Source organism: Lysinibacillus sp. FSL R5-0849 (assembly GCF_038595075.1).
Taxonomy (GTDB): Bacteria; Bacillota; Bacilli; order Bacillales_A; family Planococcaceae; genus Lysinibacillus; species Lysinibacillus fusiformis.
The window spans coordinates 514063-541025 of the sequence record NZ_CP152004.1; the positions used below are offsets into that span (position 1 = coordinate 514063).

At 39.5% G+C, this 26963-nt stretch carries 22 protein-coding genes and 1 riboswitch; of the genes, 21 read left to right on the forward strand and 1 reads right to left on the reverse strand.

The window, feature by feature from the left end; genetic code table 11:
• Positions 1-57: 57 nt before the first annotated feature.
• Complete coding sequence (locus MKY80_RS02475) at positions 58-2112, reverse strand: PBP1A family penicillin-binding protein (protein ID WP_036122944.1); 2055 nt, start codon at positions 2110-2112, stop codon at positions 58-60.
• A 320-nt stretch (positions 2113-2432) separates the two neighbouring features.
• Between MKY80_RS02475 and speB the strand changes: the two genes are divergently transcribed.
• From speB to rpoE, 21 genes are all read left to right on the forward strand, one after another.
• A complete protein-coding gene (speB, locus tag MKY80_RS02480) occupies positions 2433-3305 on the forward strand; it encodes an agmatinase (protein WP_036122947.1) in 873 nt (290 codons plus the stop codon).
• A 133-nt stretch (positions 3306-3438) separates the two neighbouring features.
• Positions 3439-3714, forward strand: coding sequence for a hypothetical protein (locus tag MKY80_RS02485; RefSeq protein ID WP_089986049.1), 276 nt, complete (start codon positions 3439-3441; stop codon positions 3712-3714).
• Between the two features lie 24 nt (positions 3715-3738).
• Complete coding sequence (yidC, locus tag MKY80_RS02490; protein WP_089986050.1) at positions 3739-4371, forward strand: membrane protein insertase YidC; 633 nt, start codon at positions 3739-3741, stop codon at positions 4369-4371.
• A gap of 156 nt (positions 4372-4527) precedes the next feature.
• On the forward strand, positions 4528-4959 hold the full coding sequence (locus tag MKY80_RS02495; protein ID WP_008179055.1) for a DUF1934 domain-containing protein: 432 nt from the start codon (positions 4528-4530) through the stop codon (positions 4957-4959).
• Positions 4959-6626 (forward strand): arginine--tRNA ligase, encoded by a 1668-nt coding sequence (gene argS / locus MKY80_RS02500; protein ID WP_008179053.1) that lies wholly within the window; start codon positions 4959-4961, stop codon positions 6624-6626. Before MKY80_RS02495 ends, argS begins: the two co-directional genes overlap by 1 nt.
• Before the next feature lie 219 nt (positions 6627-6845).
• Positions 6846-7235, forward strand: coding sequence for a MerR family transcriptional regulator (locus MKY80_RS02505; protein WP_089986052.1), 390 nt, complete (start codon positions 6846-6848; stop codon positions 7233-7235).
• A complete protein-coding gene (locus tag MKY80_RS02510) occupies positions 7228-8730 on the forward strand; it encodes a long-chain-fatty-acid--CoA ligase (protein ID WP_008179048.1) in 1503 nt (500 codons plus the stop codon). The genes MKY80_RS02505 and MKY80_RS02510 overlap by 8 nt, the downstream gene beginning before the upstream one ends.
• 1 nt (position 8731) lies before the next feature.
• Positions 8732-10399, forward strand: a complete 1668-nt coding sequence (locus tag MKY80_RS02515; RefSeq protein WP_090002933.1) for an acyl-CoA dehydrogenase family protein — start codon at positions 8732-8734, stop codon at positions 10397-10399.
• Positions 10400-10458: 59 nt separating this feature from the next.
• A riboswitch (cobalamin riboswitch) is annotated at positions 10459-10642 on the forward strand.
• 143 nt (positions 10643-10785) lie between these two features.
• On the forward strand, positions 10786-11757 hold the full coding sequence (locus MKY80_RS02520) for an ABC transporter substrate-binding protein (protein WP_043990554.1): 972 nt from the start codon (positions 10786-10788) through the stop codon (positions 11755-11757).
• Entirely contained in the window at positions 11754-12755 is a 1002-nt protein-coding gene (locus MKY80_RS02525) for an iron ABC transporter permease (RefSeq protein ID WP_342531829.1), read from the forward strand. The genes MKY80_RS02520 and MKY80_RS02525 overlap by 4 nt, the downstream gene beginning before the upstream one ends.
• Positions 12752-14212 carry an adenosylcobinamide amidohydrolase gene (locus tag MKY80_RS02530; protein ID WP_089986054.1) on the forward strand — a complete coding sequence of 487 codons (1461 nt, stop codon included), beginning with the start codon at positions 12752-12754 and terminating at the stop codon, positions 14210-14212. The genes MKY80_RS02525 and MKY80_RS02530 overlap by 4 nt, the downstream gene beginning before the upstream one ends.
• A gap of 12 nt (positions 14213-14224) precedes the next feature.
• On the forward strand, positions 14225-14788 hold the full coding sequence (locus MKY80_RS02535) for a cob(I)yrinic acid a,c-diamide adenosyltransferase (protein WP_043990553.1): 564 nt from the start codon (positions 14225-14227) through the stop codon (positions 14786-14788).
• 235 nt (positions 14789-15023) lie between these two features.
• The gene (locus tag MKY80_RS02540) at positions 15024-17243 is read left to right on the forward strand and encodes a heterodisulfide reductase-related iron-sulfur binding cluster (protein WP_342531834.1); all 2220 of its coding nucleotides are present in this window, start codon (positions 15024-15026) and stop codon (positions 17241-17243) included.
• A 197-nt stretch (positions 17244-17440) separates the two neighbouring features.
• Complete coding sequence (locus MKY80_RS02545) at positions 17441-18646, forward strand: acetyl-CoA C-acetyltransferase (RefSeq protein WP_008179039.1); 1206 nt, start codon at positions 17441-17443, stop codon at positions 18644-18646.
• The gene (locus MKY80_RS02550; RefSeq protein WP_008179037.1) at positions 18646-19497 is read left to right on the forward strand and encodes a 3-hydroxybutyryl-CoA dehydrogenase; all 852 of its coding nucleotides are present in this window, start codon (positions 18646-18648) and stop codon (positions 19495-19497) included. The genes MKY80_RS02545 and MKY80_RS02550 overlap by 1 nt, the downstream gene beginning before the upstream one ends.
• 59 nt (positions 19498-19556) lie before the next feature.
• Entirely contained in the window at positions 19557-20693 is a 1137-nt protein-coding gene (locus tag MKY80_RS02555) for an acyl-CoA dehydrogenase (RefSeq protein WP_008179034.1), read from the forward strand.
• Positions 20694-20830: 137 nt separating this feature from the next.
• The gene (locus MKY80_RS02560) at positions 20831-21967 is read left to right on the forward strand and encodes an acyl-CoA dehydrogenase (protein ID WP_342531837.1); all 1137 of its coding nucleotides are present in this window, start codon (positions 20831-20833) and stop codon (positions 21965-21967) included.
• A 3-nt stretch (positions 21968-21970) separates the two neighbouring features.
• Positions 21971-22603 (forward strand): TetR/AcrR family transcriptional regulator, encoded by a 633-nt coding sequence (locus MKY80_RS02565; protein ID WP_025114794.1) that lies wholly within the window; start codon positions 21971-21973, stop codon positions 22601-22603.
• Positions 22604-22695: 92 nt separating this feature from the next.
• The gene (gene icmF, locus MKY80_RS02570) at positions 22696-25944 is read left to right on the forward strand and encodes a fused isobutyryl-CoA mutase/GTPase IcmF (protein WP_342531840.1); all 3249 of its coding nucleotides are present in this window, start codon (positions 22696-22698) and stop codon (positions 25942-25944) included.
• Positions 25945-26096: 152 nt separating this feature from the next.
• Complete coding sequence (locus tag MKY80_RS02575) at positions 26097-26255, forward strand: hypothetical protein (RefSeq protein ID WP_012292732.1); 159 nt, start codon at positions 26097-26099, stop codon at positions 26253-26255.
• A 153-nt stretch (positions 26256-26408) separates the two neighbouring features.
• Entirely contained in the window at positions 26409-26960 is a 552-nt protein-coding gene (gene rpoE, locus MKY80_RS02580) for a DNA-directed RNA polymerase subunit delta (protein WP_170844108.1), read from the forward strand.
• The last annotated feature ends 3 nt before the right edge of the window (positions 26961-26963 follow it).

The window sequence follows — 26963 nt, forward strand, 5'->3', positions numbered from 1 at the left end:
CATAACTTAAAACGTATTAGGCTTAAAAAGGTTTCCGGATGATTGTTTGTTTATTTTTTAGTCTTTAAATATGGAGAACGGTAGCATATTCCAAAATTCTCCCCATGTATTACTGTCAAGAATGTCAAAGTTTGTACATTTCTCAGTTGGTACATCCTTAGATTCCATATAGACAAGTCGTTGTTTTGGACAAGCGTCAGTCGCTAATTTACCTGTTTCGATATCGATAACAACACCTTCAACAGCTTTTGGCTTTTTGAAATCTTCATTTTTTGTCCCTTTATTAACAGTCTCCATAAAGTCTATCCATATTTGCTTTGTCGCTGCAGTATCTTCTTTTGTCGTTAGGTTTTTCCCTTGGTCATAGCCGTTCCAGACACCAGCAGTTAGACTTGGTGTAAAACCGATAAGCCACTGGTCACTATTGGTAGACCCTGATTTTGCTGCATAAGTATGGGTCATGCGTGAGCGAATGCTTATTCCAGTTGCAGGTGAATAATCGCTGAAAACTGGGTCAAAAATACCTGTCATCATTTCTGTTAAGATAAATGCATTCTCTTTGGAAATAGCTGTCTCCGTTTTTTTCGTCACACCTTTGTTTTCATAAATGACGTCTCCATTAGCATTTTTTATGGATACAATTGCCGTCGGAGTCGTTTGCTGCCCTTGTGATGCTAAAACATTATAAGCATTTGTCATTTCATAAAGCGTAGTTTCGATCGTGCCAAGTGCAATTGATAAATTATCCTTTGCACCAATGCCTACATTAAAACGGTTCGCCATATCGTGAAATTCCTTGAAGCCAATGTCTTCTAAAGTCTTTACAGCATAAATATTATCCGAGATAGCAATAGCTTGCGCCATAGTCATATCGTGATCAGCAAACTGCCCATTTACATTTTTAGGGGCATACGTCCCTCGTCCATTATCATAGGTAAAAGTTGTTTCACCTACATCTAAAAAAGTAAGCGGAGTGTACCCATTTTCTAAAGCCGCCGCATATAAAATAGGCTTGATGGTAGACCCTGGCTGACGTTTTGCCTGTGTCACACGGTTAAATGAACTTACTGCATAGTCACGACCACCTACTAATGCTGTTACAGCACCTGTTTTAGATTCCATACTAACAAAGGCTGTTTGAAGATCATCAGCAGGCATGTTTTTTGCCACTGCTTCCTCGGCTGCTTTTTGATGTTCAAGATTCAAGGTCGTTTGAATCGTCCAGCCACCCTCACTAATATCCAAATTTTTTGATTTTAAAATTTCACTCGCTTCTTGCCAAGCAACATCTAGGAAATAAGGGGCAACAGATTTGGTTGCTACCCAACTGTCATTTTTCAATACAAGTTGTTCATTTTCTGCACGTGTTTTTTCTTCTTGTGAAATAGCTCCTTGATCTGCCATAAGCTTTAAAATAACATGTTGGCGATTTGTAGCTTTGTCCAAATTAGCAATTGGCGAATAGATACTTGGACCCTTTGGTACACCGGTTAACATGGCTGCCTCTGCTAGCGTTAAATCACGAGCAGACTTGCCAAAGTAAAATCGACTGGCCGCTTCAACCCCGTACATGCCATGACCGTAATAAACCGTATTTAAATAACCTTCTAATATTTCATCCTTATCATAAAAAACTTCTAATCTATAAGCATACAGAGCTTCATTTAATTTACGTGTCCAAGATTTCTCATGAGAAAGATAAAGGTTACGAGCATATTGCTGGGTAATTGTACTAGCTCCTTGTACCTTTCCTCCAGCTTTAATATCCACTAAAATCGCACCAGCAATACGTGAATAGTCAAAGCCACCATGTTTATAAAAATCTTTATCTTCAACAGCTACTACTGCTTCTTTTAAAAAAGGTGACATCTCATCGAGACCAACCCAATAACGTCTCTGATTTGTAAAGTGGTCTCCAATTTGGTTCTCATTTTCATCTAAGAAAATTGAGGCTTTCGGTACGGTTAAAGGCGGTGCACCAGCCACTTGAACATAGATGCGTAGTGCTACAAATGCTACGACAATTGCAGTTGCAAAGGCGACAAAATAAGTAAGTGATTTCCGTGTGCGCTTTACACGCTTTTGCTTTCGATGATAGCTTTTTCGTTTCATCCGACTTTCACCTCGTTTTCTCACAACTTCGAACTTAACGTTAGTATGTGTTCGAACATTCATCTTTAATCGAAATTCTACCTAAAAACTATTGCACTTTATTCAAAAACATCTATACTTTTTTTGTACTACTTGAAACGCTGGCATTCGACAAGAAAATCATACTTTGTAGATTTTAATCGAAATTTGCTAGAGGTTCCAATAATGTATACGAGGATAAAAGGATACAGGTTTCATTACAATCCTGTAAGCCATCATAGTCGGACTTTAAGATAAGTTGTTTTTCAAAATAATATTTTATTTATAACGGAGGTCTAGCAATGAGATTTGATGAAGCGTATTCAGGAAATGTATTTATAAAAAGTCATCCTACATATGAGGATGCTCAGGCAGTTATTTATGGTATGCCGATGGATTGGACAGTTAGTTACCGTCCAGGTTCACGATTCGGCCCACAACGTATCCGTGAGGTATCTATCGGTCTTGAAGAGTACAGCCCATATTTAGATCGTGAGCTTGAGGAAGTAAAGTATTTTGATGCAGGTGACATTCCACTACCATTTGGGAATGCACAACGTTCATTAGATGAAATTGAAAAATTTATTGAAAAATTACTAGCTGATGGCAAAATCCCTGTTGGTATGGGAGGAGAACATTTAGTGTCTTGGCCTGTCATGAAAGCAGTATCTGCTAAATATGATGACCTAGCTATCATACACTTTGATGCTCACACAGATTTACGAGTAGAGTATGAGGGAGAGCCACTATCACACTCAACACCAATTCGTAAAATTGCCGAACATATCGGACCTAAAAATGTATATTCATTTGGTATTCGTTCAGGAATGAAAGAGGAATTTGAATGGGCGAAGGAAAACGGTATGCATATTTCTAAATTTGAAGTACTAGAGCCGTTAAAGGAAGTTCTTCCAACGCTGGAGGGGCGTAATGTTTACGTAACGATCGATATTGACGTGTTAGATCCAGCTCATGCACCGGGAACTGGCACAGTTGATTGCGGTGGTATTACTGCGAAAGAATTACTAGCTTCCATTCATGCCATTGCAGCAAGCGGCGTAAATGTTGTAGGCTTTGATCTAGTGGAAGTAGCACCTATTTATGACACATCTGAAATGACAGCTAACACAGCTTCTAAGTTATTGCGTGAAATGATTTTAGGCTGGGTAAAATAATTATGATTAGATGGGGGTAGCTATGGCTAGCCCCATTTTTTTTAGTCGTTTCAAAAAAGTAAAGGTATTATTTGACTCAATATTCACAATACGAATATAATTTTTTGTATATAAAAAGGGAAGGAGGGGTATTGTGATTTGGTCTCTTCTCATGAATGATATATTTATTTTTATGAGTACAATGGAATATTTTTGGCTATTGGCTTCGTTCGTTTTAACAGTTCTCTGTGTTAATTTACAGCTATATTTCGCCAATAAATTCATGGTTCAAGACATACAAGATGAAGAAATTGAAGTAGATTATGACATCACTAATACTTGGACTCCACCTTTGCTAACGTGGTTCGTTCTCTGTATAAGAACGTCAGAAAACAATGAGGAAGAAAGTGTGTCTCCTAGTTTGATGTAAACTTTAAAACTAGGAGGAGAATCATTGTTTACTTTTTTAACGCAACCTATTATTTATTTCATTCATTTTATCCATTCTTTTACAGGAAGCTATGCAATAGGTGTTATTAGTATCACGATTGCAGTGAGAGCAATACTTATGCCGCTTTTTATTAAATCGGCCAAGCACCAAAAACATTCAAAAGATTTAATGACATCCATTAAACCTGAACTAGATGAGCTTACTGCTAAATTGAAGAATAGTCATGATGAATCTGAAAAAATAATGGTTCAACAAAAAATACAAGAATTAACTTCAGATTCATTGAAAAGCTCATTATTAGGTTGTTTACCAATCATCATTCAATTGCCTGTGTTATTTTCACTGTACTATGCGATTAAGCTAGATACAGTGATTGCCAGTGAAAATTTCCTTTGGATGAATTTGGGCACAGTGGATATCGGGATTTCAATAATAGCTTGTGTCATCTACTTCATGCAAAGTTGGCTCTCGTTAGATAAAAATCAACCAATAAATATGAAGATTATGATGTTCATTAATCCCATCATGATCCTTATTTTTAGTTTGTTTAATCCAGCGATTATTCCAATATATTGGACAGTAAGTGCTTTATTATTAACGGTTCAGCAATTAATTATTAAAAAATGGTATAGATAAATTGCATAAATCCTCTCTTCATTAGAAGGGAGGATTTTTTTATTGCTCAATTATCCGTAGTAGTTGCGCTCTAGTTGACTTCTATCTTGAAAAAACAATGGCATTCATCCTATAATAAAAAGGTTATAGTAAAAGACTAAAAAGGGAGCGTCCGTTATGGCGAACGAAGTAAGATCGCAAGTAAACATTACGCTCATTTCTACGATTCGCCCAAGTGATGGAGAATCCGAAAGTTATGAAATGCGGCTCAAAGGGCAGCTACTTGAAAAAGCAGGAAGCTTGTATTTGAAATATGATGAGGTGCAGGAGGATAAAACCATCCGCACGACTATGAAGTTAGGCCATGAGAAGGCGCTTATTATGCGTGCTGGTGCTGTCAGTATGCGGTTACCACTGAACATAATTGAACAGCAAAAAGGGCATTATGAAGGTGAGTTTGGCTCCATGCCACTCGTTATCGACACGAAGAAAATGTCATTTACGAACAGGGCAGTAAGCGGAGATTTCCATGTACAGTACGATTTACTAATGGGTGGGCAATCTGTTGGCAATTATACATTAGATATTACATTTACGGAGGTACAATGATGAACGCAGTAGAACAAGTACAACAGGCTATAAAAGCAGCGTTGGCTCAAGCCGTGAAAAAAGCAGGCTTAGTGGAGGCTGACACAGAATTAACAATTCACTTGGAAACACCAAAGGACAAAGCAAATGGTGACTATGCAACAAACATTGCTATGCAATTAACAAAGTTAGCGAAGAAGCCACCTCGTGCAATTGCGGAAGCTATTTTAGAAAATCTGGATACTGAAGGAACAGATATTGAGAAAATTGATATTGCTGGTCCTGGTTTCATGAATATCACAGTGCGTAAAGATTTCCTAACAGGGGTAGTTACACAGGTTATCGAGCAAGGCGCAGACTATGGTCGTTCAAATGCAGGCGCAGGGGAGAAGGTTCAAATAGAGTTCGTTTCGGCTAACCCTACAGGAGATCTTCATTTAGGACATGCGCGTGGGGCATCTGTTGGAGATTCATTATGTAATGTATTAGATATGGCTGGCTACAGTGTCTCTCGTGAGTACTATATTAATGATGCAGGGAACCAAATTAATAACCTTGCAAACTCATTAGAAGCACGTTATAAGCAGGCATTAGGATTGGATGCCGAAATGCCAGAAGACGGCTACCACGGCCCAGATATTATTGAAATTGCTGGCAAGCTAGCAATAGAGCATGGTGATGCAATCCTAACTAAATCAGATGAAGAGCGTTTTGCATTCTTCCGTCAGCATGGTTTAGCGTTAGAATTAGATAAATTAAAAACAGACCTAGCAAACTTCCGTGTAAACTTTGATGTTTGGTATTCTGAAACGTCTCTATATGAAAACGGAAAAATTGAAGTGGCATTAGATAAATTAAAAGCAAATGGTCATGTGTTTGAAGAGGATGGTGCTACTTGGTTCCGCTCAACAACTTTTGGTGATGATAAAGACCGTGTATTAATTAAAAACGATGGTTCGTTCACATATTTAACGCCAGATATCGCCTATCATGAGGATAAAATTGTCCGTGGCTTTGATAAATTAATCAATATTTGGGGAGCAGACCATCACGGCTATATTCCACGTATGAAGGCTGCCATTCAAGCATTAGGCTATGATCGTGATACATTAGAAGTAGAAGTAATTCAAATGGTTCAGCTTTATAAAAACGGTGAAAAATTCAAAATGTCTAAACGTACAGGCAATGCGGTAACAATGCGCGAGCTTGTGGAAGAAGTTGGTTTAGATGCAGTTCGCTACTTCTTCGTAAAAACAGCAGGCGATTCTCATATGGATTTTGACCTTGACCTTGCCGTATCGCAATCTAATGAAAACCCAGTGTATTATGCACAATATGCACATGCACGTATTTCATCAATTTTACGCTCTGCCAATGAACAAGGTTTTGCTGCTACAAGTGAAAACCTAAACCTATTAACAGCTGAAAAGGAAATTGATTTATTGAAAAAAATAGGCGATTTCCCACAAGTGGTAGCTGACGCGGCTAAACATCGTACACCACACCGTATCGCAAATTATATTCAAGAAACAGCGGCTGCTTTCCATAGTTTCTATAATGCAGAAAAAGTATTAGATGCTTCAAACAAAGAGCTAACAGAAGCTCGCTTAGCATTAATTACTGCAGTTCGTACAACAATTGCTAATGCGCTTCGTTTAATCGGCGTGTCAGCACCAGAAAAAATGTAATAGTCTATCTTAGCCCCTAACAGGAAAAGTGTTAGGGGTTTTTTTATGGATAGAAAGCAAGTTAACACATTAAATTATGGTAGTTAGTGATACGAGAGTAATGGCTAATCATTAAAATTTCTGCTTCGAACTATATTTTTCTGTTAATTTCGAAAATTTTGTTGAAGTTTACGTTAACGTCAATGGTATACTGTTGCCAATCAGGAGGGGGAGACGATTATGAAGACGATTCAAGAGGTGGCTAAGGAGTTCGATGTGTCCACACGTACAATTCGTTATTATGAGGAGCTTGGGCTTCTTTGTCCTCAACGTTCATCTACGAATCAACGAACCTTTTCGAAAAAAGAATCTGCGAAGCTCAAGCTTATTTTCAGAGGAAAGCGTTACGGCTTTTCACTGGAGGAGATCAAGGAAATGGTGTTACTTTTTGATTTTGATCGCTCAGGAATTCAGCAATTGGAGCGAACCGTTGAATACGGAGAGCAAAAGATACAGGAGATTGATAGGAAAATAGCTGAGCTTACGCAAATGAGAAATGAATTACAACAAATGCATGGCATGTTTAATGAGAAATTAACGACTTTAAGGGGAGAGATGCACGATGAATAGTTCCGATTTATTAGCACGTAATGCCCGTAAGTATCCAACAAAGGAAGCCGTTATTTGTCATGGTAGAAGAGTGACCTATCATGATTTAGATGAGCAAGTGACCCGTTTTAGTCATGCATTATTAGAACAGGGTGTAAGGCAGGGAGATAAAGTTCTGATTTTTATGCCTAACGTTGTAGAGTTTGTCGTGAGCTATTTTGCTATTCAGCGAATGGGTGCTATTGTCGTCCCAGTCAATGCTAAGTTTACATTACAAGAAGTAGAGTATGTGGCACAGCATGCTGAGGCAAAGGTGATTATTGCACATGAAGCCATTTTTGCGGCAGTCCAGCATATTGCCGTAATCCCGTTAAAAATTAAAACAGGCCAACAAGTAGCAGGCTGGCTTCATTATGAAACAATGATTCAAAGTGCCAGTTCCCAAACGATTGAATGTCAGTTAAACGAAGATGATGCTTCGACCATTTTGTACACATCAGGTACGACTGGGAAACCAAAGGGCGTATTGTTTAGCTATCGTAATATTTTAACGGTTGCACAAATGATTGCAGTTGAAATGGAGGTCAAGCCTGAAAGCCGTATATTGCTAATGATGCCATTAACTCATTCGGCTCCATTGCATTTATTTTTAATGGCAGGTGTATTTGTAGGCTCTACAAATGTGTTAACGCCAACTTTTACACCAGATTTATTAATGGATTCCATTGAACAGGAAAAAACGACTCATTTCTTTGGCGCACCTGTTGCTTATTTATTAACAGCACAGATGCCGAGATTGCAATCAGCTGATTTGTCCTCCATGAAATGGTGGGTATATGGAGGTGCACCTTTATCTGAAAACGAAGTTCGTTTCATTCAACAGTCATTCCGCACAACTAATTTAACATGCGTATATGGATTAACAGAGGCGGGGCCAAGTGGATCATTGCTATTTGGCAAGGAGCATGAAGGAAAGGCTGGGAGTATTGGACAGCGAGCACCTTTAGGTACAGAGATACGTATTGTTAACGACAGTGGCGAAGATGTACCAGCAGGAGAAGTAGGGGAAATCGTTTTATTTGGTGAGGGTAATATGCTTGGCTACTACAGAGATGAAGCGGCAACCAATGCGGCCTTTATAGACAGTTGGTTAAAAACAGGTGATCTAGCTCGTAAGGATGAAGACGGCTTTATTTGGATTGTTGATCGAAAAAAAGATGTGATTATTTCGGGAGGAGTCAATATTTATCCGAAAGAAATTGAAGATTGCCTTTTAAGCTTTGAGGGGATATTTGAAGCGGCAGTGGTTGGTGTTCCACATCCACAATGGGGAGAGACAGTGAAGGCTGTTTATTCCGCTAAACAGGATATTGATGAAGAGGCTCTAAAAGATTATTTAGAGGGGCAGCTTGCTAAGTATAAAATACCGCGAATTTTCGAAAAAGTGGAAGCGCTACCAAGGAATGCGTCAGGCAAAATTTTAAAACAATCTTTGAAAGGACAAGAGGTGAGATAGCATGAAAGTTTTACAACAGGAAATAGCAGGCACAAGCAATTTCTTTACAGATGATGATACGCTTCAAAAAGTGTTGGAAATGATGCTCGATAAAGAATTTTCATCTTATGCGCATCGGGAATTGACGGACTTTGGTGAGCTATGTGCGGGTGCAATAGATGTGAGGGCGAAACATACTGATCGACAAGGAGAGCCTCGCCTTCAAAGGTATAATGCCTATGGCGAAGAGGTTTCAGAGGTATGGGTCAATGACGGCTACAAAAAAACAATTGAGGAGACATATAATACGGGGATTGTTGGCTATGTGCATAAAGATATTCCCCAACTAGGTCACAAAGGGAATTATGTCTATAGTTTTGCGCAAGGTTATTTACTGTCACATGCGGAGCCCGGTTTTTATTGCCCTGTGACGTTAACGATGGCTACTGCCTATTTATTAGACCATTATGCAGAGGAAGGAGTTAAGCAGCGCTTCTTACCGCATGTTTGTGCAACAGGCGATATGGAGCTATATGAGGGAGCGACATTTTTAACAGAGCGACAAGGAGGCTCAGATGTTGGTGCGAATGTAGTAGAAGCAAAACTTGTGGGGAATGAATACCGCCTCTATGGTGAAAAGTATTTCGCCTCCAATGCAGGGATGTGTGGGGTTGCAATGGTATTGGCACGAATAGAGGGTGCACAAGCAGGCTCTAAAGGATTAACTCTATTTGCAGTTCCATGGCGTAATGAAGATGGATCGGCTAACCAACTTCGTATTCGACGACTAAAAGATAAATTAGGTGTGAAAGCCGTTCCATCTGGTGAGGTTGAGTTTGATGGAGCACTCGCTTATGTAGTTGGTGATCAAAATAAAGGGATTTATTATATGCTGGAGGCGCTTAATTTATCAAGAATTTGTAATGCTGTGGCATCCATTGGTATTATGCGCCGTGGCTTCTTAGAGGCGAAGCATTATGTGTCAAATCGATATACCTTTGGTAAACCTTTAACACAGTATCCTATGATCCAGGATACATTGGGTAAATATGCCGCTAAGCTGCATGTAGAAGTAGCCACGATTTTTGATCTTATTCAATTATACGATAAAGTGACAGGTGGTCAGGGAACAGAGCAAGACATCATCATGAACCGTTTATATATTGCCATTATGAAAAAGGAAACGGCAGAGCAGGCGGTCCATTATGCAAGTGAAGCAATTGAGCTACATGGCGGGAATGGCTATATTGAGGACTTTGTAACACCACGCTTACTGAGAGATGCGCAAGTGCTGACGGTATGGGAGGGTACGGCTAATATACTAGCTTTGGAGCTTATTCGCTTAGTGGATAAATACAGGGCACATGAATTGTTTGTTCAAGTGATGAGCAAGCGATTAGAAGTATTAACAGACCATTCATTAGTGAAAATCGTTCAAGAGCAATTGACTAAACTATCGGCAACCTTACAAATTTTTAGTACTCTCGATGAAGCGACAAAAACGTTTGAAGCAAAGGATGTTGCCAAAAAAATGGCTCAATTATATGAAAGTGTCATAGCCGTTGAGTGGGCACAAAAGTTTGGTGGGAAATATGATAAACTAGCGGATGTTTATTTAGAGCAAACTTGGTCATTACGAACGATCGGTGCTCCGATGAAAACCGTACAGTATTTTGCTGAAATCGTCTAATAACCTTTGGAGTCGCCTTGATATAGAGGCGACTTTTTTTAATTTCATGTATAATAAAATCAACTGAATATTATAAAGGTTCTTTACTTAAGTAAAGTGAAAAGGGAAATCGGTGTAATTCCGATGCGGTCCCGCCACTGTAAGTGTGAGTTTTTTCAAATGATGCCACTGAAGATTTCGGGAAGGCTTGAAAAAACGTACTGAGCACAAGCCAGGAGACCTGCCTTTATAGCATAGACATTACAGCCTACGAGGATAGGATGGTGGATTTTGTATCAGTTTTTTGGTGCGATTTTGACCCCTCATCATTCGAAGATGAGGGGTCTTATTTTGATGGAGGAATACTTCTAACACATGAACGCACAAATCAACGAAGGAGGATTCACATGAAGAAATTTTGGAAAATAGGGGTATCGGCATTTTTAACGATAGGGTTGCTAGCAGCTTGTGGACAAGAGGCGCAAAAAGACAATTCCACACCTACAGAAGAGCAAACACAACAAGAAACATCTAAGGCGGAAGAAGCAACATTCCCTATGACTATAACGGATGCTATTGGGAAGGATATTACACTAGAGGCTCCTCCTAAGAAAATAGTGTCACTTATTCCAAGTAATACAGAAATATTGTTTGGCCTAGGTTTAAAGGATGAAATCGTAGGGGTTACAGACAACGACGATTATCCACCAGAGGTAGTTGAAAAGGATAAGGTTGGTGGCATGGAGTACAATATTGAACAAATTATTGCCTTAAAGCCAGATATCGTTTTTGCACATGAATCTAGCATGTCTCTTTCGGAATCAGCCATAGCACAGCTAGAATCTGCGGGCGTGAAAGTATTTGTTGTAAAAAATGCCCAAGATTTTAATGAAACCTATACAACGATTGAACAGCTTGGGCGTGCTACAGGGAAATTACCAGAAGCTGAAAAAATCATTGCTGACATGAAGGCGAAAGTGGAAGAGGTTCAGGGGAAAGTGAAAGACGTTGAACCTAAGAACGTTTTTGTAGAAGCCTCTGATGAACCTAATATTTATACAGCTGGTCAAGGCACATTTATGAACGCAATGCTGGAGATGATCCATGCAAAAAATGTAGCAGCAGACGGTGATAATTGGTATGAAATTGGTGCAGAACAAATTATCACAAAAAATCCAGATGTCATCGTGGTGACATATAGTTATGTACCTGATATTTTAACAAAAATACCAAAGCGTGCTGGTTTCGATACAATTAATGCAGTGAAAAATAATGCTATTGTGCAAGTAGATGAAAGCACAACAAGCCGTCAGGGACCACGTTTAGCGGATGGCCTTGAGGAATTAGCAAAAGCTATCTACCCTGAGGTATTTAAGTGAAAAAAATAGCAACAGCCTATGTATTAACATATACGCTTCTTATCATTAGCATCTGGTGTGGCGTAGCTATAGGCTCTGTTCATATTCCGATAGAAGTGCTGTGGAATCAGTCAGTTGATGAAACAGCTGCCAATATCTTTTGGAAAATTCGGTTGCCCCGTGTGCTTTTAGCGGGGCTAGTAGGAGCTTCTCTCGCCATTGCGGGAGCGGCTTTCCAAGGCTTGCTCAAAAATCCATTAGCAGATCCATATACATTAGGTATTTCATCTGGTGCTTCTGTCGGCGCAGTCATGACAATTTTTTTAAATATTTCTATACCTGTTGTAGGCTTGTATGCCTTACCTACCTTTAGCATGATAGGCGCAATTATTACAATGGTGATTGTGATGAGCTTTGCTAGAGTAGTAGACCGTTCTTTAAAGATGGAAACACTGATTTTAACAGGAGTTATCTTTAGTTCATTTTTAGGATCGTTAATCTCGTTAATGATTGCTTTATCGGGAGAGGAGCTACGCCAAGTAATCGGCTGGCTACTCGGTTCTGTTTCTATGCGTGGTTGGCCATATGTTCAAATGATTATTCCATTTGTCATTGTTGGTTCCCTTATGCTGTGGACTCAGAGACGTGAGCTTAATGTTCTGTTATATGGGGAAGAAAGAGCGAAGCATTTAGGTGTCAATGTAAAGAAAAGTAAGTATTTGATTTTAGTAGGTGGCTCCATGCTAACTGGAGCAGCAGTTGCTGTTTCAGGCACAATTGGCTTTGTAGGGTTAGTTGTACCACATATGACAAGAATGATTTGGGGCTCTGATCACCGTCATTTACTCCCATTATCTTTTTTTAATGGGGCAACATTACTTATTATTTGTGATTTAGTTGCAAGAACCATCATCTTGCCAAGGGAACTGCCCATTGGTGTCATTACGGCATTTATTGGAGCGCCTGTTTTTTCCTATATTTTTTATAAGCAACGAAGAGGCAAGGGGGTACGGGCGTGATTGTTGTTGAACATCTATCAGGTGGTTATGAAGACGTACCGATCGTCAAGGATATAAGCTTTACAGTTGAAAAAGGAAAGATTCTTGGCATTTTAGGGCCAAATGGTAGTGGGAAATCAACATTATTAAAGGTAATGAGTGGTATTCTACCAGCAGTTGAGGGCACGATTTCTATTGATGGACAAAGCATTCTTTCCTACAATGCCCGTGCTTTAGCAAAAAAAATGGCTGTTTTACCACAGCTCCATGCGAATGCTTTTTCAAACAGTGTTAGAGAGGCTATTTCGCTTGGACGTTATCCACATCAATCAGGTTTTTTTTCAAGTTGGTCTGAGCAAGATGAGCAAGCGGTTCAACATGCAATGCTACAAACAGGCATAAAACGTTATGAGCATACACCGATGGAATTTTTATCGGGTGGCGAACAGCAAAGAGTTTTTGTTGCACAGGCCCTTGCTCAAACTGCGGAAATTTTACTGCTAGATGAGCCGACAAATCATTTAGACATTGCCCATCAGCGGCAAATTTTAGATATGGTGCGGAAGGAAGCTGTAGAGTGTGGTTTAACGGTAGTGATGGTATTACATGATATGAATTTAGCCTCTCTCTATTGTGATGAATTATTGCTCATGGAAAGTGGACAAATGAGAGCTTTTGGGGCACCACATGAAGTATTAATTGCTTCTCAGATAGAAGAAATTTATCAAGCACGAGTAGCTACTTATGCTCATCCAGAAATACCTAAACCACAAATTACGATGATGCCTGCAGCAAGCGACTATCAACAGCGCGCTGTAATAAAAAAAGAACATTTTATAATAACGGAACAGTTTATTCAGCTCCAGTCAGAGATTCCTATAAAAACTGTATCCTCTGCTGTCCATAACCCTGGAATTGGGTGGCATAATTGCTTGTTAAACCGCTCTGTTCCTAGTGATTATGTGATTAGTGATGTAAAGAGAGAGGTTAATGAATTTTTGCAAAGAGGCCATTTTTCGCCTACGAATACAGTTGTCATGCTGACAGCAGTGCCAACAGCTCTTGTGGCGATCAATGAGTTACCTGCACCATTTGGCAGTGTGATAGTAGCTGTTACTGCTGGTGTAGGGAATGCAGTAGATGTATCTCGTGTGCACGAAAGGCAGGATGAACCATATATTGGTACTATTAATACATGGGTAATTATCAACGGCTGTTTATCGGAGGAAGCATTTTTTCAGGCCATGATGACAGCTACAGAAGCGAAAACGAAGGCTATGCAATCAGAAAATATTCGTGATGAGCGTAGTGGAACAATTGCTACAGGTACTGCTACAGATAGCCTTTTAATTGCAGCAACTCAAAAAGGGACAGAAATGTTATATGGTGGTCCCATTACGGAAGTTGGTAAAATGATTGCAAAGGGTGTTTTTGAAACTACGGTTCAGGCTATCAGAAATTACAAAAATCAATTTTAGGAGATGAGCGAAATGAAGCTGTACACAAAAACAGGGGATACGGGTAAAACAAGTCTTATAGGAGGACGCGTTGATAAAGATAGTTTACGTGTTGAAACGTATGGGGCTATTGATGAATTAAATTCTTTTATTGGTAAAGCTGTAAGTGAATTAGATCCAGCACTTTTCAAGGATATTTTAACGGATTTAGAAACTATTCAACATGAACTATTCGATGCCGGTGGTGATCTAGCCAACGTGATGAAAGAACGGCATTATAAGCTAACTGAACAACCAATTGAGGTGCTAGAGGCTCGTATTGATGCACTTTCAGATGAAGCGCCACCATTACAACGTTTTATTTTGCCAGGAGGGGCACCAGCAGCTGCAACTTTACACATTGCGCGTACGGTTGCTCGGCGAGCAGAGCGTGAAATGGTGACACTTATGAAAGAAGTTGAAGATGTGCCAAAAGTTGTACAAAAATATTTAAATCGATTATCAGATTATTTATTTGCAGCTGCACGAGTAGTAAATGCTCGATTACATGTTGCGGATGTTGAATATATTCGCAGTGGGAATGTTTTTAAAAAGTAAAATTTAGTTTTCTACAGAAAGTAAAAAACGCTACTTTGAAAAAATTCAGGGTGGCTTTTTTTCTTGTAAAATGTAAGAATATAAAATTATCAGAAATATTTCCGTTTTATGTTGACTGAATGCTCACTCATTTATTAGAATAGGAATATAATATCGATGTGATGAACATTTCCGTATGAGCTAGCAAATTTATCACAAAGAGAGAAAAATTACGACAAACAAGGGGGGACCAACCATGAGTCCATTATTAATTGCTAACATTGTCTTAACAGTCGTGGTTGTACTTTATGCAGTAGGATTGTTCTTCTATCTGTTGAAAACACGCTATAAGTATGTGCAATTGGGGAAAAAGGTTGAGTTTGATGAAAGTGTAAAAGAACGTCTTCGCTATATTATGGTCAATGTATTTGGCCAAAACAAGCTATTAAAAGATCCAAAGAGTGGTTTAATCCATGTAATGTTTTTCTATGGATTTTTAATGGTACAGCTAGGGGCGATTGATTTAATTTGGAAAGGATTAGCACCAGGCACACATTTACCGCTGGGTATTTTCTATGGTGTCTTTACATTCTTCCAAGAACTTGTGGTCTTAATGATTTTGGTAGCGGTTGTCTGGGCATTTTACCGCCGCTATGTTGAAAAGCTAGTACGTTTAAAACGTGGATGGAAAAACGGTCTTGTATTAATTTTCATTGGTGGCTTAATGGTATCGACGTTACTTGCGAATGGTATGGGATTAATTTGGCATGGAGAGGGATTAACCTATACAGAACCAGTAGCTTCTAGTATTGCTACTATTTTTGGTTTCCTACCTGCGTCAGTAGCTGCTGGTGTGTTTTATGTCATGTGGTGGGCACATTTATTAATTCTATTAACATTCCTTGTGTATGTACCACAATCTAAACATTTCCATTTAATTGTAAGCCCGCTTAATGTTTACATGAATCGTTTAGACCGAACAGGCACTTTAACACCCATTGATTTTGAGGCATTAGAAAATGCTGAAAGTGAAGACGATATGCCTTCTATTGGGGTGGGACGCATACAGGACTTCACACAAAAACAAATGCTCGATCTGTATTCTTGTGTAGAATGTGGACGTTGTACAAACATGTGTCCAGCTACAGGGACAGGAAAAATGCTGTCTCCTATGGATTTAATCGTGAAATTACGAGATCATTTAACATTTACAGGAGCTGTTGTCACAAAGCAAAAGCCTTGGGTACCTTATCAATTCTTTGCCAATACAAAGGGTAATCAGCTTGCGCTGGCAGCTGGGGCTGAAGGTGCAGTGATTGAAGATATCTACAGTCCATCTTTAATTGGTGATGTGATTACAGAGGAAGAGATTTGGGCTTGTACGACTTGTCGTAACTGTGAAGATCAATGTCCAGTAATGAACGAGCATGTTGATAAAATTATTGATTTACGTCGTTATTTAACAATGACAGAGGGGAAAGTAAATCCTGATGCGCAACGTGCGATGACAAATATCGAGAGACAAGGAAATCCCTGGGGATTAAATCGTAAAGAAAAAGAAAATTGGCGTGATTTAGACCCAACAATCCATATCCCAACAGTAAAAGAATTGAAAAAGTCTGGCGAGGAAATGGAATACCTTTTATGGGTTGGGTCAATGGGAGCATTTGATAACCGATCTCAAAAAATTGCATTAGCATTCTGTCGACTGTTAAACGAAGCCGGTGTGAAGTTTGCAATTTTAGGAAATAAAGAGAAGAACTCTGGGGATACGCCACGTCGTTTAGGAAATGAATTTTTATTCCAAGAGCTTGCTACAGCAAATATTGATGAGTTCGTTAAAAATGACGTGAAAAAAATTGTTACAATTGATCCTCATGCATACAATATCTTTAAAAATGAGTACCAAGATTTTGGTTGGAAAGGCGAAGTATATCATCATACTGAATTATTAAACCAGTTAATTGAAGAAAATCGTCTAGCATTAAATTACGAGGTACATGAAACAATTGTTTTCCATGATTCATGTTATTTAGGTCGTTACAATGATGTCTATGATGCACCACGAGAAATTTTGCGTGGCATCCCAGGAGTGAAGTTAGTCGAAATGGAACGTAATCGAGAAACAGCCATGTGCTGTGGTGCCGGTGGCGGTCTCATGTGGATGGAAGAGCATGTCGGCAATCGCATTAACGTAGCTCGTACAGAACAGGCTTTAGCAACTAATGCATCAGTTATTTCATCTGGCTGTCCTTACTGCTTAACAATGCTGGAGGATGGTACAAAGGCTAAAGAAGTGGAAGACTCGATTGGCACATTCGATGTAGCAGAGTTATTGGAGCGTTCAGTATTTGGGGAAAAAGTAAAGGTTGTCGACAACTCTCCTGAGGAAGTAGAAGAAACTATGGAAGAAGTTGTGATGACAGTAGAAAATGCAAGTAAAAACGAGAATAGTGAAATAAGCGCAGAAAAATGATTGCTATTGTAGAAATATTTTAGTTATCTGAAAAATATAAATTGCACAATAAAAAATTGTTTTGTAGAATAAGATTAAATGGAAATGGGAGTTGAAATGAAAACTCCCATTTTTCATCGATAGAAGTCGAGCGAGCGTTCAGTCAATAAAATGCTTCACTACTTCATTGAGAACGTAAAACAAAAGGGGTGTTTTACTTGAATAGAGCTGTAATTTTAGCAGGAGCAAGAACGGCATTTGGTAAATTTGGTGGTTCTTTATCGGCAGTACATGCAAGTGATTTAGGCGCCATTGCAATTAAGGGTGCATTAGAGAAAGCCAATATGGGACTTGATGAAGTCGATGAGGTAATTTTAGGCTCGGTTTTACAAGGGGGACAGGGACAAATTCCTTCTCGACAAGCAGCCATAAAGGCTAATTTGCCAATAGGGGTAAAAACAGAAACGATTAATAAAGTCTGTGCGTCGGGGATGCGTGCAGTGACATTAGCAGATCAACTGATTCGTTTAGGGGACGAAGAGGTAATTGTAGCTGGTGGAATGGAGTCCATGTCTAATGCACCATATTATTTGTTAAATGGTCGAACGGGCTTACGAATGGGTGATTCAACGATGGTTGATGGCATGCTTTATGACGGTCTAACATGTGCTTTTGATCCAGCAAGACCACATATGGGCAGCTATGGTAACTCGACAGCTAAAGAATTCTCGCTAAGTCGTGAGGAACAGGATGCTTGGTCAGTTCGTAGCCATGAACGTGCACTAGCGGCGATGGACAAAGGATATTTTGCAGAAGAAATCGTTCCTGTTGAGATTCCTCAACGAAAAGGTGAGCCACTAGTTGTGAATACGGATGAGGCACCAAGAGCAGGCACTTCTTTAGAAATACTGGCAAAGCTCAAACCAGCCTTTGATAAGGACGGTACCATTACTGCAGGTAATGCACCTGGCGTAAATGACGGAGCATGTGCGCTCGTAATCATGAATGAGGAACGTGCGACACGCGAAGGTAGAGAACCATTGGCAATAATTATAGGTCATGAAGAGCTAGCGATTGAGCCAGAAAATTTCCCTCAAACACCAGGACTGGTCATTAATAAGCTGCTAAAAAAGACGAATAAGTCATTAGCAGATATTGATTTGTTTGAAATTAATGAAGCCTTTGCAGCGGTAGCTTTAGTGAGTAAGCAGTTAGCTGATCTAGATGCAGAAAAGGTTAATGTTAATGGTGGCGCAGTTGCTTTAGGACATCCAATCGGAGCTTCAGGAGCACGAATTATTTTAACGCTTGCTCAGGAATTAAAGCGTCGAGGCGGTGGTATCGGCATTGCCGCCATTTGTTCAGGTGGTGGGCAAGGCGATGCAATCATGATTGAAGTACCGAAAACAGGGGGACTGAAATGATGGGAATTCAAAAGGTAATGGTCATTGGTGCAGGGCAAATGGGCTCTGGCATTGCACAGGTTTGCGCACAAGCAGGCTTTGACGTGAAATTGAACGATATAAAACAAGAGTTTTACGAGCGTGGATTAAGTGTTATGACTAAAAATTTATCACGCGATGTAGAAAAGGGTCGTAAAACAGAAGAAGAAAAGGCTGCAATTCTAGGTCGCATTACGATGTCGCTAGATTTACAGGATGCTAGTGATGTAGATATTATCATTGAGGCAGCTGTAGAAAATATGGAAGTGAAGCAATCCATTTTTAAACAGCTTGATGGAATTGCACAGTCACATGCTATTTTAGCTACGAATACCTCTTCACTACCTATTACAGAAATTGCCGCTGTAACAAATCGACCAGAGCAAGTTATTGGCATGCACTTTATGAATCCTGTACCTGTTATGAAGCTTGTAGAAATTATCCGTGGTTTAGCTACAACTGATGAAGTGTATAAAGCGGTAGAAGAGATGACTGTCAAGTTAGCGAAAACGCCAGTTGAAGTGAATGACTTCCCAGGATTTATTTCAAACCGAATTTTACTTCCGATGATTAATGAAGCTATTTATGCTTTATATGAAGGGGTAGCATCGAAAGAAGCGATTGACGATGTCATGAAGCTTGGTATGAACCATCCAATGGGGCCGTTAACATTGGCGGATTTCATTGGTTTAGATACATGTCTCTCCATTATGGAGATTTTACATGAGGGCCTAGGAGATAGTAAATATCGACCTTGTCCACTGCTTCGTAAATATGTTGCAGCGGGTTGGCTAGGAAAGAAATCTGGAAGAGGCTTTTACATGTACGAATAATCCTATGGGGATGGGGTTATAGAAGTGCTACAGGACAACTTAGAGGGGTGACATAATAGATGCATTTGCAATTTACAGATGAGCAAATTATGATGCGCGATATGGTTCGTAATTTTGCTCAAGAAAAAATCCAACCATGGGTAGAGCGAATGGAAGCAGGGGAGTTTCCACGTGAGCTGCTTCAGCAGATGGGTGAACTTGGTTTAATGGGTATCACAACACCTGAAGAGCTTGGAGGCTCTGGCATGGATTTTACATCGTATATTATTGCGATTCATGAATTATCAAAGGTAAGCGCTGTAATGGGAGTTATTTTATCGGTGCATACATCGGTTGGAACGAATCCAATCATTTACTTTGGGAATGAAGAACAAAAGAAACGTTATGTACCTAAACTTGCAGCGGGTGAATATTTAGGTGCCTTTTGTTTAACAGAACCAGGTGCTGGTTCAGATGCTGGCTCTCTTCAATCGAAGGCAGTCCGTGATGGTGATGAATATGTCATTAATGGCTCCAAAGTATTTATTACTAATGGTGGGGAGGCGGATGTATACATTGTATTCGCATCAACGGATCCTGCTGAAAAAACAAAAGGTATTTCTGCCTTTATCGTTGAAAAGGGAACACCTGGCTTAATTATTGGAAAAGACGAGCATAAAATGGGCTTGCATGGCTCTCGCACTGTTCAGCTAACATTCGATAATTGCCGTATCCCAGCCGACAACCTTTTAGGGGAAGAGGGAGAAGGCTTCAAAATAGCGATGGCTAATTTAGATGTGGGACGCATTGGTATTGCTGCACAATCTTTAGGAATAGCTGAAGCAGCACTTGAAGCAGCTACTGCTTATGCTAAAGAACGTGTTCAATTTGGCAAACCGATTGTTGCCCAACAAGGTGTTAGCTTTAAACTTGCTGACATGGCAACAGCTGTTGAATCATCCAAACTACTAGTCTACCGTGCTGCAAATTTACGTGCGAAAGGTTTACCGTGTGGCGCTGAAGCTTCAATGGCAAAACTTTTTGCATCACGAACAGCTGTCCAAACAGCAATAGAGGCTGTTCAAGTATTTGGTGGCTATGGTTATACAGAAGATTACCCAGTAGAGCGATATTTCCGAGATGCTAAGGTAACTGAAATATATGAAGGAACAAGTGAAATACAAAGACTAGTCATTAGTAAACATTTACTGAAATAAAACCTGGTGTAAGGTGTTGGTTGTAGCTTATAAAGAGGATGGGAACCGTTGGATATAGTAAGAAAATCACTAAATGAAACGCTGAATCCAACTTACCATTACACAGAACAGAGTCTAATAAAAAGGGGAAATGGACAATGAACTTTCAGTTAACAGAAGAGCATGAGCAATTACGTGAAATGATTCGAGATTTCGCTATGAATGAAGTGGCTCCAACAGCGGCAGAACGTGATGAAAATGAAGAATTTGACCGTGCCATTTTCGATAAAATGGCTGAGCTTGGTTTAACAGGTATTCCTTGGCCAGAGGAATATGGTGGAGCTGGATTTGATTATCTGGCATATGTCATTGCTGTCGAGGAATTATCACGCGTGTGTGCATCAACAGGAGTAACATTATCTGCACATACATCACTGGCAGGCTGGCCGCTGTATAAGTTCGGTACAGAAGAACAGAAACAAAAGTATCTGCGTCCAATGGCTGAAGGAAAGCATATTGGGGCTTACGGTTTAACAGAACCAGGATCAGGTTCTGATGCGGGTGGCATGAAAACTTACGCAAAACGTGATGGCAATGATTATATTTTAAATGGCTCAAAAATCTTCATTACAAATGGTGGAGTAGCAGATACATATATTGTATTTGCCGTAACAGATCCTGAAGCCAAAAACGGTACATCCGCATTTATCGTTGAAGCGGGATATGAAGGTTTCTCTGTAGGTAAGAAGGAGAAGAAATTAGGAATTCGTTCATCTCCTACGACAGAAATTATTTTCGACAACTGTCGTGTTCCAAAAGAAAACTTGCTTGGAGCTGAAGGGGAAGGCTTTAAGATTGCGATGACGACACTAGATGGTGGACGAAATGGTATTGCGGCTCAAGCTGTAGGAATTGCACAAGGAGCACTTGATGCAGCAGTAGACTATGCGAAAGAACGTGTACAATTTGGTAAACCCATTACTGCAAATCAAGGTGTATCCTTTAAGCTAGCGGATATGGCCACTCAAATTGAGGCATCTCGACTTCTTACATATCAAGCGGCTTGGTTAGAATCTAATAACCTACCATATGGTAAGGCATCAGCAATGGCGAAATTAATGGCTGGCGATACGGCGATGAGTGTAACGACGGAGGCGATTCAAGTATTTGGTGGTTACGGTTATACAAAAGATTATCCAGTAGAACGCTTTATGCGTGATGCGAAAATTACACAAATTTATGAAGGTACGCAAGAGATTCAACGTCTCGTTATCTCGCGTATGTTAACTAAATAATTGATGACAGAAAAAGATAAAAGGCCCCAAGTACAGTCAACTGTAAAAGATGAAAATTTAATCGCCATTCGTCGTGAGCAAATGATTCAGGGAGCAATTAAGTTATTCAAAGAAAAAGGCTACCATCGGGCCACAACGAGAGAAATCGCAAAAGCTGCAGGCTTTAGTATCGGTACTTTATATGAGTACATTCGAACAAAAGAAGATGTTCTTTACCTCGTATGTGATAGTATCTATCATCATGCAATGGAGCGACTTTCAAGTTACGAGATTAAAGCAGGGACAATCGAAGAGCTAAAGGAAATGATCCGAGAATATTTCCTGCAAATCGATAGCATGGTTGATGAGCTTACAATCATGTATCAAGAAACAAAATCATTGTCAAAAGAAGCGCAACGTTATGTCTTTAGTAAAGAGTTTGAAATGGTTGCTACGTTTGAAAGATTGCTAAAGCGCTGTGTACAATCTGGTGACATAACAATGACAGACAAGCAAATTCATTTAGCAGCCAATAATTTAGTAGTGTCTGGCCAAAGTTGGGCATTCCGCAAATGGGCATTACATCGCCAACATTCAATTGATGAGTTTATTGACATGCAAATCACATTGTTCATTTCAGGCATAAAGGGGTTTTAATATTTCGTTAGGGGTTTGTCGGTAATTGCATAGAGCGACATTGCAATTGCCGGCTTTTTTTATTCATTAAGGGGAGAGAGTGGGGATTTCATATGACAAAGGTAGAAGTATATCGTCCAAAAAATCACGTACGTTTTGTGACAGCATCAAGTCTTTTTGATGGACATGATGCTTCGGTCAATATTATGCGACGCATTTTGCAATCGAGCGGTGTGGAAGTAATCCATTTAGGTCATAACCGTTCTGTGGAAGAAGTCGTAAATGCTGCGATACAAGAGGATGCACAAGGTATTGCTATTTCTTCTTATCAAGGCGGGCATATGGAATACTTTAAATATATGTATGATTTACTGCGTGAAAAAGGGGCACCACATATAAAAATATATGGCGGTGGTGGTGGAGTAATTTTACCACGTGAAATTAAAGAGCTGCATTCTTACGGCATTGCGGGAATATTTTCACCAGAGGATGGCCGCGTTTTAGGGCTTCAGGGAATGATTAATGAGCAAATTAAAGGAACCGATTTTCCTACTGCAACTGGTAGCTATTTAGAAAAATTAGAGTCTTTAACAACAGAGACTCCTGAAATTTTAGCTAATTTAATTACAGCAGCCGAGTCAAATGACGATGAAGAAACGAATAAAATGCTGGAGGAAGCACGGAAGCGTTCAAAAGGAACACCTGTTATGGGTATTACCGGAACAGGTGGCGCGGGGAAATCTTCGTTAACGGATGAACTAATTCGCCGTTTCTTAAAAGAATTCCCAGAAAAGCATGTGGCAATTCTGTCCGTCGATCCAACAAAGCAAAAAACGGGTGGGGCATTACTTGGGGATCGAATTCGTATGAATGCCATCTTTAATAACCGCGTCTATATGCGTAGCTTAGCTACACGAGGCTCTCGTACGGAATTAACCGCATCCATTGGGGACGTAATAGATGTAGTACGAGTAGCTGGCTATGATTTAATTATCGTTGAAACAAGTGGTATTGGTCAGGGTGATGCCGAGATTACCAAATATACCGATTTATCAATGTATGTTATGACAAGTGAGTTTGGTGCACCAACACAGCTTGAGAAGATTGATATGATTGATTTTGCGGATGTTATTGCTATTAATAAGTTTGAGCGTAAAGGTTCTGAGGATGCACTACGTCAGGTCCAAAAACAATATCAGCGCTCGCGCGAACTTTGGGATGAATCACTTGATAATATGCCGGTTTACGGTACAATCGCTAGCCAATTTAATGATAAAGGAACAAATGCTTTATTTGCCGCGTTAGTGCAAATCATTAACCAAAAAGCTGGTAGCGATTGGGAAACGAGCTATGAGCAATTTGCTAAAACGCAAAAGCAAGATGTAATTATTCCGAATGATCGTCGTTATTATTTACGAGAGCTTACTGATACAGTCCGTGGCTATCATAAAAAAACAGAACAGCAGGTGGCATTTGCTCGTCGTCTTTTCCAATTAGAAGGGGCACTCACTGCAGTTAAGGAAAAAGCACCGGATGATGCACTTATCACATCACTTAATTCTTTAGCAGAAGGTGTCCGAGACGAATTAACGGCTGAATCCAAGCGTATATTAGACAATTGGCAAGCTTTAAAGGAAGCATATGCTGGGGATGAATTTGTGACGAAAGTTCGCGATAAAGAAATTCGCACAATTTTAAAGACAATAAGTCTTTCAGGTACAAAAATTCCAAAGGTTGTATTACCAAAGTTTGAGGACTACGGTGAAATTTTGCGCTGGGTTTATAGAGAAAATGTACCAGGCGAATTCCCATATACAGCGGGTGTTTTCCAATTCAAACGAGAGGGAGAAGATCCAAAGCGCCAATTTGCTGGTGAGGGGACGCCAGAGCGTACAAATAAACGCTTCCACTATTTATCGAAGGATGATGACGCGAAACGTTTATCTACAGCATTTGATTCTGTAACATTGTACGGGGAGGACCCAGATTACCGACCAGATATTTATGGTAAAGTTGGGGAATCAGGTGTATCTATCTGTACATTAGAGGATATGAAAAAACTATATGCAGGCTTTGATTTATGTGCACCCTCTACATCTGTATCGATGACAATTAATGGTCCAGCACCTATCATTTTGGCTATGTTCATGAATACAGCGATTGATCAGCAAATAAAATTACGTGAGCAAGAGTTAGGACGTACTTTGACAGTTGAAGAATTTACAGAGACACGGGAGAAAACACTTCAGGTCGTACGTGGAACAGTACAAGCGGATATCCTGAAAGAAGACCAAGGTCAAAATACATGTATTTTCTCTACAGAATTTGCCTTACGTATGATGGGCGATATTCAGCAATACTTTATTGACCATAAGGTGCGTAATTACTACTCTGTTTCAATTTCTGGCTATCATATTGCAGAGGCGGGAGCAAATCCTATTTCGCAATTAGCCTTCACATTAGCGAATGGCTTTACGTATGTAGAATATTATTTAAGCCGAGGCATGAATATTAATGACTTCGCGCCTAACTTATCATTCTTCTTCTCTAATGGACTTGACCCAGAATATACAGTAATCGGACGTGTAGCTCGTCGTATTTGGGCGATTGTGATGCGCGATAAATATGGCGCAAATGAGCGTGCCCAAAAGTTAAAATATCATATTCAAACTTCAGGTCGTAGTCTACATGCGCAGGAGATTGATTTTAATGATATTCGTACAACATTACAGGCTTTGATGGCCTTACAGGATAACTGTAACTCCTTGCATACAAATGCCTATGATGAGGCAATTACAACGCCTACTGAGGAATCTGTACGTCGTGCAATGGCTATTCAAATGATTATTACAAAAGAGCATGGCTTAGCGAAAAATGAAAATCCACTTCAAGGTGCATTTATTGTGGAAGAGCTGACAGATCTTGTGGAAGAAGCTGTCCTCGAAGAATTTGATCGTATCAATGATCGTGGTGGCGTGTTAGGAGCGATGGAGACACAATACCAACGAGGGAAAATTCAAGAGGAATCGATGCATTATGAAATGCTAAAACATTCAGGGGAGTTACCGATTATTGGTGTTAATACTTACCTGAACCCAAACCCAGCTTCTGATGCTGATATTGATAATATGGAGATTGCTCGTGCATCGACGGAAGAGAAGGAAACTCAAATTCACAATTTACAAGATTTCTGGAAGGCCAATGAAGCTAAAAGCGAGGCAGCTATTAACCGATTACAAGAGGTAGCTGTCCATAACGGAAATATTTTTGCTGAATTAATGGAAACTGTTAAAGTAGCTAGTTTGGGACAAATTACGAAGGCTCTGTATGAAGTTGGTGGACAATATCGTCGTAATATGTAAACAGAGATAGACAATCTCACTAGTTTACTGACATTTCTTTCTAATTTATGTAATAAGCTTCTCTAGTTTTTAGTGTCTAGTCTTAGGATTAGGCACTTCTTTTTTTTTTCGCTATAATAGAAATGTAAAAAAAAGGGGAGGCGCGGTAGAGGATGAAATCAGCTATTCACTACATAATTGTATTAGCTTTAGTATTGGGAGCCATTTTCCTGTATAATAAGCAAATTGGCGCTATTCCTTTACTACTATTATCTGTCTATTTGTTTTATCTTGGCATAAAAAAAATGCGTAATATAAAAAACAGTAATTGAAGCTAGCAAAGGGGCTAAAACTTTGTATATAATGGGTATTATGCTTATTGTATGGAAAGTACCTTTTGCGTGGCCATTTTTGCTGCGCTTGGAAAATAAAGCACCATGTAAATTTAAAACGTCCATTGTGATGAGGGAAAGGAAGTGCACGAATTGAATTTTCGTGAAATGACAAAGGAACAATTAACTGAAGAGTCGTTAATTAACTTAGCGTATGTAATTTTAAATGAAAAACGTGCCTCAGTAACTTTTAATGATTTGTTAAAAATAATTCAAGAGCTTGTAGGCTACAGTGATGAAGAAATAAAATCCCGCCTACTACAATTTTACACAGATCTTAATGTAGATGGCCGCTTCTTATATAACCAAGAAACAGGCTGGGGCTTACGTGAATGGTTTAAAGTAGAGCAGATTGAGGAAGAAACAGCACCATCTGTTAAAACTCAAAAGAAAAAAACTAAAGCTTCTGTGGATGAAGATGATGATCTAGAAGAAGATATCGATTTGGATGAAGAAGATATCGACTTCGACGAGGACTATGAAGAATTCGTAGAAGAAGAAGAGATAGACGAAGAAGATGAAGATAAAGAAGATATTGATTTTGATGAAGACGAAGATTTAGAAGACATTGAAGAAATCGACGAAGAGTTTATTGATGAAGACGAAGATGAAGAAGAGTTCGAAGAAGAAGAGGAAGAAATCTAAAAC

What these genes read in the sequence shown, in the direction of transcription:
- MKY80_RS02475 (WP_036122944.1), bottom strand. Translation starts at nt 2,112, where the DNA reads ATGAAACGAAAAAGCTATCATCGAAAGCAAAAGCGTGTAAAGCGCACA.
- speB (WP_036122947.1), top strand. Translation starts at nt 2,433, where the DNA reads ATGAGATTTGATGAAGCGTATTCAGGAAATGTATTTATAAAAAGTCAT.
- MKY80_RS02495 (WP_008179055.1), top strand. Translation starts at nt 4,528, where the DNA reads ATGGCGAACGAAGTAAGATCGCAAGTAAACATTACGCTCATTTCTACG.
- argS (WP_008179053.1), top strand. Translation starts at nt 4,959, where the DNA reads ATGAACGCAGTAGAACAAGTACAACAGGCTATAAAAGCAGCGTTGGCT.
- MKY80_RS02505 (WP_089986052.1), top strand. Translation starts at nt 6,846, where the DNA reads ATGAAGACGATTCAAGAGGTGGCTAAGGAGTTCGATGTGTCCACACGT.
- MKY80_RS02510 (WP_008179048.1), top strand. Translation starts at nt 7,228, where the DNA reads ATGAATAGTTCCGATTTATTAGCACGTAATGCCCGTAAGTATCCAACA.
- MKY80_RS02515 (WP_090002933.1), top strand. Translation starts at nt 8,732, where the DNA reads ATGAAAGTTTTACAACAGGAAATAGCAGGCACAAGCAATTTCTTTACA.
- MKY80_RS02520 (WP_043990554.1), top strand. Translation starts at nt 10,786, where the DNA reads ATGAAGAAATTTTGGAAAATAGGGGTATCGGCATTTTTAACGATAGGG.
- MKY80_RS02535 (WP_043990553.1), top strand. Translation starts at nt 14,225, where the DNA reads ATGAAGCTGTACACAAAAACAGGGGATACGGGTAAAACAAGTCTTATA.
- MKY80_RS02540 (WP_342531834.1), top strand. Translation starts at nt 15,024, where the DNA reads ATGAGTCCATTATTAATTGCTAACATTGTCTTAACAGTCGTGGTTGTA.
- MKY80_RS02550 (WP_008179037.1), top strand. Translation starts at nt 18,646, where the DNA reads ATGGGAATTCAAAAGGTAATGGTCATTGGTGCAGGGCAAATGGGCTCT.
- MKY80_RS02555 (WP_008179034.1), top strand. Translation starts at nt 19,557, where the DNA reads ATGCATTTGCAATTTACAGATGAGCAAATTATGATGCGCGATATGGTT.
- MKY80_RS02560 (WP_342531837.1), top strand. Translation starts at nt 20,831, where the DNA reads ATGAACTTTCAGTTAACAGAAGAGCATGAGCAATTACGTGAAATGATT.
- MKY80_RS02565 (WP_025114794.1), top strand. Translation starts at nt 21,971, where the DNA reads ATGACAGAAAAAGATAAAAGGCCCCAAGTACAGTCAACTGTAAAAGAT.
- icmF (WP_342531840.1), top strand. Translation starts at nt 22,696, where the DNA reads ATGACAAAGGTAGAAGTATATCGTCCAAAAAATCACGTACGTTTTGTG.
- MKY80_RS02575 (WP_012292732.1), top strand. Translation starts at nt 26,097, where the DNA reads ATGAAATCAGCTATTCACTACATAATTGTATTAGCTTTAGTATTGGGA.